The organism is Aquitalea magnusonii, assembly GCF_003202035.1.
Classification (GTDB): Bacteria; Pseudomonadota; Gammaproteobacteria; order Burkholderiales; family Chromobacteriaceae; genus Aquitalea; species Aquitalea magnusonii.
This window is the reverse complement of sequence record NZ_QJKC01000006.1, coordinates 24,735-38,724: the sequence shown is the minus strand read 5'-3', so window position 1 is coordinate 38,724 and position 13,990 is coordinate 24,735. Positions and strand designations below refer to the sequence as shown.

At 62.8% G+C, this 13,990-nt stretch carries 12 protein-coding genes; 4 read left to right on the top strand and 8 right to left on the bottom strand.

What is annotated here, in order from left to right; translation table 11 throughout:
• Positions 1 to 70 precede the first annotated feature (70 nt).
• The 3 genes from DFR38_RS07830 to DFR38_RS07820 form a co-directional block, all read right to left on the bottom strand.
• The gene (locus tag DFR38_RS07830; RefSeq protein WP_059287224.1) at positions 71 to 1,231 is read right to left on the bottom strand and encodes an acyl-CoA dehydrogenase family protein; all 1,161 of its coding nucleotides are present in this window, start codon (positions 1,229 to 1,231) and stop codon (positions 71 to 73) included.
• 100 nt (positions 1,232 to 1,331) lie between these two features.
• On the bottom strand, positions 1,332 to 2,834 hold the full coding sequence (locus DFR38_RS07825) for a CoA-acylating methylmalonate-semialdehyde dehydrogenase (RefSeq protein ID WP_059287225.1): 1,503 nt from the start codon (positions 2,832 to 2,834) through the stop codon (positions 1,332 to 1,334).
• Between the two features lie 45 nt (positions 2,835 to 2,879).
• Entirely contained in the window at positions 2,880 to 3,731 is an 852-nt protein-coding gene (locus DFR38_RS07820) for a 3-hydroxybutyryl-CoA dehydrogenase (RefSeq protein WP_059287226.1), read from the bottom strand.
• A 157-nt stretch (positions 3,732 to 3,888) separates the two neighbouring features.
• On the opposite strand from DFR38_RS07820, the gene DFR38_RS07815 reads away from it, so the two are divergent.
• A complete protein-coding gene (locus DFR38_RS07815) occupies positions 3,889 to 4,272 on the top strand; it encodes a MerR family transcriptional regulator (protein ID WP_059287227.1) in 384 nt (127 codons plus the stop codon).
• 51 nt (positions 4,273 to 4,323) lie between these two features.
• Positions 4,324 to 5,511, top strand: coding sequence for an acetyl-CoA C-acyltransferase (locus tag DFR38_RS07810; RefSeq protein WP_110313238.1), 1,188 nt, complete (start codon positions 4,324 to 4,326; stop codon positions 5,509 to 5,511).
• Positions 5,512 to 5,605: 94 nt separating this feature from the next.
• On the opposite strand, the gene DFR38_RS07805 is transcribed toward DFR38_RS07810, so the two are convergent.
• From DFR38_RS07805 to dsbD, 4 genes are all read right to left on the bottom strand, one after another.
• Entirely contained in the window at positions 5,606 to 6,028 is a 423-nt protein-coding gene (locus DFR38_RS07805) for a PH domain-containing protein (RefSeq protein WP_158527713.1), read from the bottom strand.
• Positions 6,029 to 6,061: 33 nt separating this feature from the next.
• The gene (locus tag DFR38_RS07800) at positions 6,062 to 7,177 is read right to left on the bottom strand and encodes an AI-2E family transporter (protein WP_110313237.1); all 1,116 of its coding nucleotides are present in this window, start codon (positions 7,175 to 7,177) and stop codon (positions 6,062 to 6,064) included.
• Between the two features lie 132 nt (positions 7,178 to 7,309).
• A complete protein-coding gene (locus DFR38_RS07795; RefSeq protein ID WP_158527712.1) occupies positions 7,310 to 8,707 on the bottom strand; it encodes a methyl-accepting chemotaxis protein in 1,398 nt (465 codons plus the stop codon).
• Between the two features lie 276 nt (positions 8,708 to 8,983).
• Entirely contained in the window at positions 8,984 to 10,759 is a 1,776-nt protein-coding gene (gene dsbD / locus DFR38_RS07790; RefSeq protein WP_110313236.1) for a protein-disulfide reductase DsbD, read from the bottom strand.
• A 150-nt stretch (positions 10,760 to 10,909) separates the two neighbouring features.
• On the opposite strand from dsbD, the gene DFR38_RS07785 reads away from it, so the two are divergent.
• A complete protein-coding gene (locus DFR38_RS07785; RefSeq protein ID WP_059284791.1) occupies positions 10,910 to 11,707 on the top strand; it encodes an alpha/beta fold hydrolase in 798 nt (265 codons plus the stop codon).
• Positions 11,708 to 11,931: 224 nt separating this feature from the next.
• Positions 11,932 to 12,597, top strand: coding sequence for a class I SAM-dependent methyltransferase (locus DFR38_RS07780; protein WP_059284792.1), 666 nt, complete (start codon positions 11,932 to 11,934; stop codon positions 12,595 to 12,597).
• Here DFR38_RS07780 and DFR38_RS07775 read toward each other — a convergent pair.
• On the bottom strand, positions 12,594 to 13,886 hold the full coding sequence (locus DFR38_RS07775) for an MgtC/SapB family protein (RefSeq protein WP_110313235.1): 1,293 nt from the start codon (positions 13,884 to 13,886) through the stop codon (positions 12,594 to 12,596). The two genes, DFR38_RS07780 and DFR38_RS07775, sit on opposite strands and share 4 nt — an antisense overlap.
• Positions 13,887 to 13,990: the final 104 nt, after the last annotated feature.

Sequence of the window (13,990 nt, the reverse complement as noted above, 5' to 3'; positions counted from 1 at the left end):
CCGTGGCTGCGTCGTCAACATCAATCCTGTATTGCAACATGCACCACACAAACAGGGTGCATGGAGGTTCTCAACGGAGGTTCTCCAGCGCGCCGTCTTTCAGCAACTGCCGGGCGATTATCATGCGCATCACCTCGTTGGTGCCTTCCAGAATCTGGTGCACGCGGGCATCGCGGACATGGCGTTCCAGCGGGAAGTCCTTCAGGTAGCCATAGCCGCCAAACAGCTGCAAGGCATTATTGGCGACATTGAATGACAGATCGGTGGCAAAGCGCTTGGCCATGGCGCAGTAGGCGCTGGCGTCGGTGCTGCCGCTGTCCAGCTTGAACGCTGCCAGACGCACCATCTGCCGTGCGGCCACCAGCTCGGTCAGCATGTCGGCCAGGCGGAACTGCACGGTCTGGAAGTCGGCCAGCGGCTGGCCGAACTGCTGCCGTTCCTGCACATAGCGCTGTGCGGCATTCAGCGCGGCCTGGGCGGTGCCCACGGCGCAGGTGGCGATATTGATGCGGCCACCATCCAGCCCCTTCATGGCATAGGCAAAGCCCATGCCTTCTTCGCCCAGCAGGTTGCCTGCCGGAATTTCCACATTGTCGAAGGTGATGGCGCGGGTGGGCTGGCTGTTCCAGCCCATTTTCTTTTCCTTCTTGCCGTACTGCACGCCGGGTGCATTGGCGGGCACCACAAAGGCCGACACGCCTTTGGGGCCGGGGCCGCCGGTGCGGGCCATCACCACCAGCACATCGGTGCTGCCGGCGCCGGAGATGAACATCTTGCTGCCGTTCAGCACATAGACTTCGCCCTTTTTCTCGGCGCGGGTCTTGAGTGAGGCGGCATCGGAGCCGGCACCCGGCTCGGTCAGGCAATAGCTGCCCAGCACTTCGCCGCTCACCATGCGTGGCACCCATTCCCCGGCCAGCGTGGCGCTGCCGAAGCTGGCAATCATCCAGCTCACCATATTGTGGATAGTGAGATAGGCGGCGGTGGAGGTGCAGCCGGCGGCCAGTTCTTCAAACACGATAGCCGAATCCAGCCGCGACAGGCCCAGCCCGCCGTGGATTTCCGGGGTGTACAGGCCGAGAAAGCCCATGTCACCGGCTTCACGGATGGTATCCAGCGGAAAGGTTTCTTCCAGGTCCCATGCGACGGCAAACGGCGCCAGGCGGCTGCTGGCAAAGTCGCGTGCGCTGTCCTGGAAGGCCAGTTGCTGTTCGTTGAGTGCAAAGTCCATGTCGGTTTCTCCTCTTGCAGCAGCCGGGCCGGTGGGGGAGGGCGGCCTGCTGCTGTCTTGTTTTATCTGACGTGAATCGGTCTGCCTTGATCAGCGCAACTCAGCGCAGCGAAATGGTGGTGTGCACCTTGCCGCTGCTGGCCTCGTCGTCGAACCAGCGGCTGGTGACGGTTTTGGTCTGGGTATAAAACAGGATGACCTGCTTGCCGTAAGGGCCGAGATCGCCCAGCTTGGAGCCGCGCGAGCCGGTAAAGCTGAACAGCGGCACCGGCACCGGAATGGGTACATTGATGCCGACCTGACCGACATCGATGTCTTCCTGGAAGCGCCGTGCGGCAGCGCCGCTCTGGGTGAAGATGGCGGTACCGTTGCCATTGGGGTTGGCATTGATGATGGCAATGGCCTCATCCAGTGTGTCCACGGCCAGCAGGCACAGCACCGGCCCAAAGATTTCTTGCTGATAGATGGCCATGTCGGTGCTAACGCCGGAGAAAATGCTGGGGCCGACAAAGTTGCCGTCCGGGTAGCCATCCACGTGAACTTCCCGGCCATCCAGTTCCAATACCGCGCCTTCGGCCACGCCCTTGGCAATCAGGCTAGTCACTCGCTCACGGGCCGCGCAGGAAATCAGCGGGCCCAGGTCCGGATTGTCCTTGCCTGCGCCCACGCGCAGGGACTTGGCCTTGGCCACCAGGTCTGGAATCCAGTTGCGCGCCTCACCCACCAGCACTGCCACGCTCAAGGCCATGCAACGCTGGCCAGCTGCGCCGAATGCCGCGCCGGTCAGCTGGTTCAGCGCCTGTTCCTTGTTGGCATCCGGCAGCACGATGGCGTGGTTCTTGGCACCCATCATGCATTGCACGCGCTTGCCAGCCAGGCTGGCGCGGTGGTAAACGTGGGTGCCGACGCGGCTGGAGCCGACAAAAGAGATGGCCTTGATATCCGGGTGGTCACAAATGGCATTCACCACCGCTTCGCCGCCATGCACCACATTCAGCACCCCAGCCGGGATACCAGCCTGCAAGGCCAGCTCCACCAGCCGCATGGTCACCATCGGGTCCTGCTCGGACGGTTTCAGCACAAAGGTATTGCCGGTGGCAATGGCCATCGGGAACATCCACAGCGGAATCATCGCCGGGAAGTTGAAGGGGGTGATGCCGGCGCACACGCCCAGCGGCTGTTGCACGGTGTAGGTATCCACGCCGCCGGCCACGTTTTCGGCGTATTCGCCCAGTTGCAGATTACCAATGCTGGCGGCGTGTTCCACCACTTCCAGCCCACGGAAGATATCGCCCTCGGCATCGGCCAGGGTTTTGCCCTGTTCTGCCGTCAGCAGCGCGGCCAGTTCCTTCATGTGCTCGCGAATCAGTTGCTGGTACTTGAGGAAAATCCGGGCGCGGCTGCCGATGGGGGTTTTCTTCCAGCTGGCAAAGGCGGTTTTGGCGCTGGCGACAGCGGCTTCTACTTCTTCTGCCGTGGCCATCGGTACCCGTGCCAGCACTTCTTGTGTGGCCGGGTTGATGATGTCGCGCCACTCCTGGCTGCGCGATTCGACAAATTCACCGTTGATCAACAGCTTGACGCTAGGAACAGCCTGTTTCATCTGCAACTCTCCTGTGCTTGGCGGCTTGTGTGCCGTCTTGGTATGTCAGTCGTAGTGATAAAAACCCTTGCCACTCTTGCGCCCCAGCTGGCCGGCCGCCACCAGCTGTACCAGCAGCGGGCAGGCGCGGTATTTGCTGTCGCGGAATTCGCTGTAGAGGATGTCCATGATGGACAGGCAGGTGTCCAGGCCAATCAGGTCGGCCAGTGCCAAAGGGCCGATGGGGTGGTTCATGCCCAGTTTCATCACGGTATCGATGTCTTCCGCCGTGGCCAGGTTTTCGAACAGGGCGAAGGCCGCTTCGTTGATCATCGGCATCAGGATGCGGTTGGAGACAAAACCCGGGCCGTCCTTCACCGTCACCGGAGTCTTGCCCAGTGCCACGGCCAGCTCGAATACTTTCTGGTAAGTGTGGTCGGCGGTCTGGATGGCACGGATGATTTCCACCAGTTGCATCAAGGGCACCGGGTTCATGAAGTGCATGCCCACCACCCGTTCCGGCTGCGGCACCCAGGCGGCAATGCGGGTGAGCGAGATGGACGAGGTGTTGGACGCCAGAATGGCATCCGGCCGCACCACGCTGCCCAGTTCGCGGAAGATGGACTCCTTGATCGCCGGGTTTTCGGTGGCGGCTTCGACGACCAGATCGCGGTCGGCCAGCTCGGCCAGCAGGGTGGTGGGGTGGATGCGCGCCAGGATGCCGGCGATGTCGGCTTCGGCAATGCTGCCTTTCTTGGCCATGCGGCTGAGGCTGTTGCGGATGGCGGCCAGCCCCTTGTGCAGGGCGGGCTCATTGACGTCGGCCAGTTTCACGTCAAAGCCATGCATGGCAAAAACCTGGGCAATGCCGTTGCCCATGGTGCCGGCACCGACGACGGCGATGTTGAGGATGCTCATCTGCGTTTCTCCTGCGTTGTTTTTATCACAATAACTTGACGTTTACGTCAACGTCAATCAACAATCAGCCATCAGGGAAGAGAAAGCAGGGCAGCGGCGCAATCCGCCCTTGCCACAGGCTGGATGCAGGGCCAAAACAACAACAGGGAAGCGGCAGATGGCCGAACACACTTTTAGCATCAGCGAGCTGGCACGCGAATTTGATGTCACCACGCGCACCATCCGCTTCTACGAAGACCAGGGCTTGCTGGAGCCGCAGCGGGCAGGGCAGCGCCGTATCTACAGCCGGCGCGACCGGGTAAGGCTGATGCTGATTTTGCGTGGCAAGCGCATCGGCCTGTCCTTGCTGGAAATCCGCGAGCTGTTTGATTTGTACGATGCCGCCAGCAACGACGAACCGCAGCTGCGCGAATTCATCCGCATTCTCAGCCGCAAGGAACAGCAATTACAGGAACAGCTGGACGATATCCGCGTGGTGCTGGGCGAGATCGGCCAGATCCGCAGCCAGTGCGAAAAAGCACTGGGCAAACAGGCAGTTTGAAGACAGAAGACATTAGCCGGGCAAGCAAGCCATTCAGGAAGGAAAACGCAAATGCAACAGCAAGAATCGATTGTCATTGTGGGCATGGCCCGTACCGCCATGGGCGGCTTTCAGGGCATGTTTGCCGGACAGACCGCCAGCCAGCTGGGCACCGCCGCCATTCGCGCGGCAGTGGAGCGGGCCGGTGTGGCTGCCGAGGATGTCGACGAGGTGATCATGGGCTGCGTGCTGCCCGCCGGCCAGGGACAGGCCCCGGCCCGCCAGGCCGCGCTGGGCGCCGGCCTGCCATTGGCCGCAGGCTGTACCACCATCAACAAGATGTGCGGCTCCGGCATGAAGGCCGCCATGCTGGCGCACGACCTGCTGCTGGCCGGTGCGGCCAGCGTGATGGTGGCCGGTGGCATGGAAAGCATGAGCAATTCGCCTTATCTGATTCCCAAGGCACGTGGCGGCCTGCGGCTGGGGCATGGCGAAATCAAGGACCACATGTTTCTGGACGGCCTGGAGGATGCCTACGACAAGGGCAAGCTGATGGGGGTGTTTGCCGAAAACTGTGCCGCCGAGTACGGCTTCAGCCGCGAGGCGCAGGACGCCTTTGCCATCGCCTCGCTTACCCGTGCGCAGGAGGCGATTGCCGCAGGCCGTTTCCGCGAGGAAATCACTCCGGTGCTGGTGGCTGGCAAAACCGGCGAGCAGGCGCTGGATATCGACGAGCAGCCGCTCAAGGCCCGCCTCGACAAGATTGCCAGCCTCAAGCCGGCTTTCCGCAAGGACGGCACGGTGACTGCCGCCAATTCCAGCTCCATTTCCGACGGAGCCGCCGCGCTGGTGTTGATGACCGCCAGCGAAGCCGCCCGCCGCGGTCTCAAGCCGCTGGCACGGCTGCTGGCCCACGCTACCCACGCCCAGGAACCGGGCCTGTTCACCACCGCGCCGGTGGGGGCCATCCGCAAGCTGCTGGCCAAGACCGGCTGGACGGTGAGCGATGTCGACCTGTTTGAAATCAACGAAGCCTTTGCCGTGGTCACCATGGCAGCCATGCAGGACCTGGGCCTGCCGCATGACAAGGTGAACGTGCATGGTGGTGCCTGTGCGCTGGGCCATCCCATCGGCGCATCCGGCGCGCGGGTGATGGTGACGCTGCTGGCAGCCTTGCGCCAGCACGGTGGCAAGCGCGGCGTGGCCAGCCTGTGCATTGGTGGTGGCGAGGCTACGGCGGTGGCGCTGGAACTGCTGTAAGACTGGATGCTGGACTGTCAGCCCGGACCTGATGACCGGGCTGACTACTGTCATGGACTGCTGCGGTGTGCAGGCCATGTCAGGTCAGGCAGAGTCAGTTTGCTGCTGGGGATGATTGCGATCTCAGCGTGTCCAGTCTTTGCATGAACAAAGTCTGGTCCAGCGGGGAAATCAGGATGCTCTTGGCCTGACCATCCTGGGAATAACGAATCAGCAGCCGGTCTAGTGATAGCGCAGGTGCCGAGGACATGTCCCGGCTTGGCGTGACGCTTTTGATGGCAGAGACCGGGATGTTCCAGCGGAACAAGCCACTGCACACCATCAGGCTTTGCTTATCCAGCGTGTACTGGGTATTGCTAAGCGGATACCACAGCAACAGCAGCAGTGGTATGCCGCTCAGCAGGATGCCCAGAATTTTTCCGGTATCAGCCAGCGGAGCACGAGTCGCAGCCACCACTACCATGGCCGTGGCCATTACGGCTACCGCCACCAGCCACAGGTCGATTTTGGATGTCATGACCAAGGTTTGCATGGCATGCCTTTGCGCATTTCAGGACTGATGCTCTTCCTGTTCATCGTATGGGGGCTCGGACTCCTCGGCATGCTCCGGGTAATTCTCCGGGCGCAGCCAGTGCTGGAACAAGGTAAAGCCCACCGCCAGCAGGGTGGGGCCGATGAACAAGCCCAGCAGGCCCCAGGCCAGCAGGCCGCCGATCACCCCCATGAAAATGATGGACAGCGGCATCTGTGCGCCCTGGCTGATCAGCAGCGGCTTGAGCACATTGTCGATGGTGTTGACCAGCAGGAAACCCCATACCAGCAGGAAGATGCCCAGCCCGGTCTGGCCGGTGTAGAACACCCACAGTGCCGCCGGCAGCCAGATCAGCAGGGTAGGCAGCTGCGCCACCGCCACGATAAAGCACAGAAAGCCCAGTACCAGCGCGCCGGGCACGCCGGCGATCAGCAGGCCGATCACGCATAGCACGGTCTGCGCCAGCGCGGTGCCCACCACGCCGGTGGTGACGCTGCGGATGGTGCGGGCGATGACTTCCGGCAGCTCGTCCGCCGTGGCGCCGCCCAGCTTGCTGATGGCCAGTTCGGCACCGTCCCACAGCTTGTCGCCATTGATCAGCAACAGGCCGGCGATGACGATGGCCAGCACGATTTCCAGCATGCTGAGGCTGGCCGAGGCGCCGCCCTCCAGCGCCCACAGCGCCGCCTTGTTGATGGCCGGGCGGATTTTGTCGATGAAACCGGGCAGGTCGGCCTGCACGCTCAGCCAGAACTTGTGCAGGCTGTCGCCCACCAGCGGCAGGGTGCTCACCCAGTTGGGCGCATCCGGCAGATGAAAGCTGGTGAGATCACGCGACATATTGGTGAGCTGCGGTATGGTATCGGCCAGCGTCAGCGCCATCAGCCCGATGGGAATGGCCAGCGTCAGTGACAGCCCGCCGACAATCAGGATGGCCGCCAGCTTGGCGCGGCCATTCAGGCGCAGCCGCAGGCGGGTGAACAGCGGCCAGGCGGAGATGGCAATGATGGCCGCCCAGGTCAGCGCTCCCAGAAAGGGCTGGATCACCTTGATGCAGGACAGGATGAGCAGGCCCAGCACGGCGATGCGCAATACCGCCATCACACTGATGCTGGGGAAGGGTTTGGGCGTCATGAGGAAATCCGGAGTCTGAGTAAAAAAAGCAGGCACAAGGCCTGCCCGTTGGTGTGACACGTTAATGGATCAACCCGCGGACTTCAAGCCAGCGCAAGCCGGAAAACCGTGTTCCCGCCCTGCACGGCCAGTTCATCGCACCTTGACCATGATGCGCAGCACGCCCCACTGCCTGCCCTGCACCATGATGGGCGCCGAATAGTTCTTCATCAGGTCAAAGCGGCCACCGCCCATATTGCGGCGGTAGGTTTGTACCAGGAAGGGCTTGTTGGTCTTCATCTGGTTGAGCGAGGTGCGGTCCAGCTGACGTGTTCTGGCACGGGAGTTGGCTGCATTCCATACCGGGTCAGCGGTGGGTGGTTTGGCAAATTCGCGGTTGATGATCGGGTAGTAATTGTTCATGTCGCCCGGTGTGCAGGCGATGATGTCGGGCGAGGAGTCGACTATCCGGTCACACAAAGGGCCCAGATGGCGGGCGCAGAATTCGGTGTGGCGCGTCAGGTAATGCGGCGGCGTGATATCCGGTACTTGCTGGTACTGGGTGTCGAACAGATCGTTGATGGCAATCTCGCCGCGTTTTACCGCGTCTTCGAACAGTGTGGACACCTGTTTGGCCGCCGCCACGATTTTCTCGATAAACGGCGTATCCACCGTTTTGATACCGGCTTCGGAGGTGAGCGACACCAGATCCTCGCTCATGTTCAGCAGCGAGGCGGTATGGCCCTTGATGACTTCGATATCCTTCAGCGATTCCCGGGTGGTTTCCGCCACAAGCCGGATTTCGTCTTCAATATGACGGCAGTGTTCGCGGTTGCCTACCGCCTCTTCCACAATCCCCGCCACCGATTGCTTGACCTGGGCCAGGTCCTGGCTGATCTGATCAATGCGGGTCACGGCAGAGCCAATCTCGCCGGTGCCGGAGCGTGCTGCCTGAGCCACTTGCGAGGCGGCGCGGCTGTTGGCGATCAGCGCATCCACCTGGCTGCTGAGCGCACTGAGCGTGGCCTGAATCATTTGCACCGCGCCCTCGGTCTGGGCGGAAAGGTTCTTCACGTTGTCGGCCACCACGGCAAAACCGCGGCCGGCTTCTCCGGCACGGGCGGCTTCGATGGAGGCATTCAGCGCCAGCAGATTGGTCTGTTTGGCGACATCGTTGACCGTTTTGGAAACCTGGGAGACATGTTCCAGCGAGGTGAGGATTTCCGGCAGCTTGGCTTCGATCTGGCCCACACCGTCCACCAGCTCAAGAATGGCATCCAGTGCCACTTTGACCGTGGCACGGGTTTCTTCCATGCAGTTGGCGGCTTCGCTGGCATTTTTATGGGTGGATTCGGCGGCATCGCCGATACGGATGTTGGCACCGGACAGGGAATGTACTGCCTCGACCATCGAGGCCATTTTCTCCGTACGGCTGGTGGCCCGCGCATGCACCGTGTCCACCCGGCCATCTATTTCCACCGATTCAATGCCCAGCCGGCCAACGCGCTCGGCCAGCGCGGTGACGGTACGGCGCAAGGTATCTTCCGACACGGCATCTTGTGGCCCGGTCGCTGCGACCGGATCAGTCTTAGCCCAAAACATGAGACCCATCACTCCCCCCAACATTCATCTGCGGTTTCATTAACGGCACACACCCTGCGGGCATGGCCTGTCAGTACGGCCCGATATCGGTACTGCACCAAGCAATCCACATGCCATGCAGGACAGGGTCCGCCCGCACACGGCTCAGGCCCTGCCCATGCTGATCCTCGATATTAGCGACAAGGCTGACAAATTTTAATGACGTTTGGGTTACTGCGGGATGGTTTACAGTTGGCGGGCAAAATCGGCAGCCGGAGTAAAGCCGATCACCCGGCCTTTTTCCTGAGCTGCCGGGTCAAACAGGATGATGCCGGGCGGGCCATACAGGCCAAAGCGTTTGAGCAGGGCCTGATGTTGCGGCAGGTTGGCGGTGACATCGGCACGCAACAGCACATAGCCTTGCAGCTTGGCTGCCACGGCGGGGGCGGGGAAGGTGTCGCTTTCCATTTCCTTGCATGACACACACCAGTCGGCATAGAAATCCAGCAACAGGGGCTTGCCCTGGGCGCGGGCCTCGGCCAGGGCGGCATCCAGTCCGGCATTGTCGTTGACCGGGCCGAAATGCATGGACTGGCTGACGCCAGCCTGCGCCTTGTTGCCGGCCAGCCATTTCAGCGGATAACGCGGATCGGATTCGCCCGCCAGCGCACCGGCCAGCTGGGCGGCGCCCACCAGGAACAACAGCAGCCCCAGTCCCTTGCCCAGCTTGTGGCTGACATGAGCATTGCCGGGCAGGGTTTCGAATGCCTTGAGAAAGACCGCGCAGCCCACACACAGCGCAGCCCACAGCAGCAGTGCCAGGCTGCCCGGCAGAAAGGGGCTGGCCATCCAGATGGCAAGGCCCAGCATCAGCACGCCGAAGCCGGCCTTGACTGCCTTCATCCAGCCGCCGGCACGCGGCAGCACATGGCCGCCGAAGGTGCCGATCAGCAGCAAGGGCAGGCCCAGCCCCAGCGCCATGGCGTATAGCGCCGCACCGCCCAGCACGGCATCGCCGGTGCTGCCGATATAGCCCAGCGCCAGTGCCAGCGGCGGGGCCACGCAGGGGCCGATGATCAGCGCGGAGAGCGCACCCATGGCAAATACCGTGGCCAGCTTGCCGCCGGACAGGCGGTTGGAGGCATCGGCCAGCCGCGATTGCAGTGCCGATGGCAGCTGGATGGTGTAGAGGTCGAACATCGACAGGGCAAACACCACCATCAGCACGCTGGCCGACAGGATCACGGCCGGCTGTTGCAGCCAGACGGTGAGCAGCGAACCGGTCAGTCCGGCGATGATGCCGATCACGGTGTAAGTGAGCGCCAGGCCCTGCACATAGGTCAGCGACAGCCAGAAGCCGCGTTGGCGGGTGATGTGCTGGCCTTCACCGGCAATCAGCGAGGAGACGATGGGTAGCAGCGGATACATGCAGGCGGTAAAGGCCATGCCCAGCCCGGCCAGCAGAAAACTGCCGAGCGTGGCCAGCCAGCCCCTGGCCGCCAGATTGCCGCTGCTACCCGCCGGCTTTCCCGGCGTGGCATCCGCCAGCCAGTCGCCACCGTTCTGGGCGCTGCCGTAGCTGTCGATATTCAGGTGATGGGTATAGGGCGGGTAGCACACGCCGGCGGTGGAACAGCCTTGCAGTTTGACATTCAGCTGGAAGCGCGCCGGCGCGCCGGCTGTCAGCGGCAGCTTGATCAGCTGCTTGCCCAGGTAGATCACCTGCTTGCCGAAAAAGGGATCATGCTTTTCCTTGCCCAGCGGCAACACCGGCGTGCCCAGCAGCCCGGCCGGTTCGGTGCTGAAGGAGATGCGGTCGCGGTAGACATAATAGTTGTCGGCCACGGTCAGCTGCAGCAGCAAGTGGTCGGCCTGGCGCTCCACGCTGACGGCAAAGGCTTTTTCCGGTGGCAGCAGGTCTTCCTGATTGACTGCCAGCGCCGGCAGGCTGCTGCCAAGCAGGCTGAGCAGGGCCAGCAGGCGTAGCAGGGGAGAAAACAGGCGTAACAGAGACTGGGGCATGGCGGGGTTCAGTTTGGTAGAGCAAGGGTTGACCAGCAGACGGCTGCCGGGTTCCTGCCTGCTTGCGGCAAGTGGCGCGCAGGGTCGGGCAGCCGCCATTTTACGGTAGTATCGACCAACAACAACACAATATGGGCGAAACATCACATCATGCGGGACATCATTCATTTTGCGCATGCCAACAGCTTTCCGGCCACGGTATACGGCAAGCTGCTGGGAGCGCTGGCCACCGACTACGAGCTGGGCTGGCAGGACACCATCGGCCATGATCCGCGCTTTCCGGTCAGCGACTGCTGGCCACAGCTGGTCGAGGAACTCATCCAGCACATCGGGCAGCATTATGCCATGCCTGTCATCGGCGTCGGCCATTCGCTGGGCGGTTTCCTGCTGTTTTATGCGGCGCTCAGGCGGCCGGAGCTGTTCAAGGCGCTGGTGATTCTGGATTCGCCGCTGATGGGGCCGCGCCGCTCGCTGGGGATCTGGCTGGCCAAGAAGCTGGGCTTCATCGACCGCGTCACGCCGGGTGGCAACACCCTGCGCCGGCGTGATAACTGGGCCAGCGTGGACATGGTGCAGGACTACTTTGCCCGCAAGCCGGCGTTTGCCCGGTTTGATCCGGACTGCCTGGCCGATTATGCCCGGCATGGCACGGTGGACAATGGCCAGGGGGGGCGCCGGCTGAAGTTTCGCCCGCAGATCGAGCACCAGATCTACTGCGGCCTGCCGCATGACTTCCCGCGTTATCGCGGTCAGCTGACGGTGCCGGCAGCCTTTGTCGCCGGTACGCAGTCCGATGTGGTGCGCGCGGCGGACATCCGCTTCATGCAGCGGCATTTCGCCATGCAACTGCATCAGCAGCCAGGCAGCCACCTGTTTCCACTGGAGCATCCGCTGGAAACCGCGGCCACCATCCGCCGCGCACTGGCGCAGCTGTTGCCAGCGCGTTAAGCCTTGCCGCCGCATTGCTGCACGACACAAAAATGAGCAGACGGGCAGGGCAGATGTTACCCTGAACCCGGTTTCAGCCGCGCTGCCAGGACGGGGGCGCGGTATCCGACTGCCTTTTCGTCCCCGCATGCCCCTTGCCCGAGTGATTCCGGAAGTGACTGCCCGTTCGATCAGAACGTTTCCTGCAGTGCAACCCAGTTTCCCTTGCGTAAAGGCGTCCCGGCATGCCCGGCTATCTGACCAAGCAGCAAACGGTGTCCGTTGGCGGCACCGATTATCTCATTCGTTCCCTGCTGGATTCCCAGCAATACGCCGACCCGCTGGGCGAGGCCGAACAGCGTGGCATCTCGCCGGCCAGCTGGCCCTTGTTCGGCCTGTTGTGGCCATCGGCCCGCGTACTGGCCCTGCTGATGCATAGTGAGCCGCTGGCCGGCTTGCGCGTGCTGGAAATCGGTGCCGGGCTGGCGCTGGCCAGCATGGTGGTGCACCGCCGCGATGGCGATGTCACCGTCACCGACTGGCATCCGCGCAGCCCGGATTTTTTGCGGGAAAACCTGCTGCTGAATGATTTGTCACCGCTGGAATACCAGGCGGGCGACTGGGGTGGCTGCAATCCGGAGCTGGGACGTTTCGACCTGATCATTGGCAGCGACGTGCTGTACGAACGCCAGCAGCCGGGCCAGCTGGCCCACTTTATCGACAGCCATGCCAATACTGCGGCCGAGGTGATCATCGTCGACCCCGACCGTGGCAACCGCGCCGGTTTCTGCCGCGAAATGGCAGCGCTGGGCTATGGCTTTGACAGCCAGCGTGCGCCAGGCCGGATGGAAAGCGGTGAGGCTTACAAGGGCTGCATTGTGCGCCTGTCGCGCCAGCGCATGGCGGCCTAGCTGCCCCAGCCCAGCACCAGCAGGCCGCCCAGCATGCCAAGGCTGGCGGCCAGCAGGGTGGGCAGGCAGCGCCGGGCCAGGGTGCTACCACCCAGGCTGGCGATCAGGCCGAACTTGAAGGTGTTGTTGGCGGTAATGGCCAGGGCCAGCGTGGTGGCCACCTGCTGGCCATCCAGCCTGCTTTCACCGAACAGGTTGAAAGCGGTCAGCGAGATGGCATCCACATCGTTCAGGCCGGAAATCAGCGCCACCACATACACGCCCTTGCTGCCGAATTCGGCATTCAGCCAGGCGGCGCAGAACATCACCAGCGCAAACATGGCACCAAAGCCCAATGCCAGCTTCATTTCGGACGGATTGCTCAGGCTCAGGTCCGGCTGTTGCTGCTCGCTCTGGCGGCGCTTCAATTGCAGCAGGGCGCAGGCCAGCCCGCACAGCAGGCCGGGCAGCAGCACCCACAGCACCGCCGGCAGCACGCTGGTTTGCACCACGGCAGCCAGCAGCATCAGCCGTACGAACAGCACCAGATTGGCCAGCAGGATGACGGCGGTGGCCAGCTGGATGGACTGCGGATTGGCACGCGCCTCACGCGCGTAGATCAGGCTGGTGGCGGTGGAGGACACCAGACCGCCCAGTATGCCCAGTAAGGGGCCGCCCACGCGCTGGCCCAGCAGCTTCACCGCCAGATAGCCGGACAGGCTGATGCCGACAATCAGCGTCACCATCAGCCATACCTGGTGCGGATTGACTGCTTGGTAGGGGCCGAAGGTGCGGTTGGGCAGCAATGGCAGCACAATAAAGGACAGCGCGGCAAACTGCAGCAGCGACAGCAGGTCGCGCCGCTCCAGCTTGTGGGTGAGGCCGGTGAGTTCCGGCTTGAGATAAAGCAGGGCAGTGGCAACAATACCCACCGCCACGGCCACGCCGCCATAACCGTGCCATACCAGCGCGCCCAGGCAATACATCACCAGCAGCGAAGCCACCGTGGTGGTGCGCGGTTCGGTTTTGTCCGGCTCGCCGCTGTGTTCGGGCAGAAAACCCAGGCTGGCCACGGCCAGCAGGCCCACGGTTTGCAGTAGCACGCCGTGGGCGGGGGCATCCAGCATGGCGGTCAGCGTGCCGAGGATGGCGATCAGCGGAAAGGTGCGGATGCCGGCCAGGGTGTGATGCTTGCGTTCGCGTTCCACCCCCATCAGCAGGCCGATGGCCAGGCTGGTGACAAACAGCGGCAGCGCCTCGAACGGGCTGCCCCTGAGGTTCAGCCAGGTTGCCAGATCAATTCCCCCCATGACTTCCCCCTGTGCTGTCTGGCACCGCTCACCACACCCGGTTGCGGGCCATTCTGCTTTATTGTCTGCGCTGGCGCGTCTTGCCCCAGCGGTACGGCAGCCTC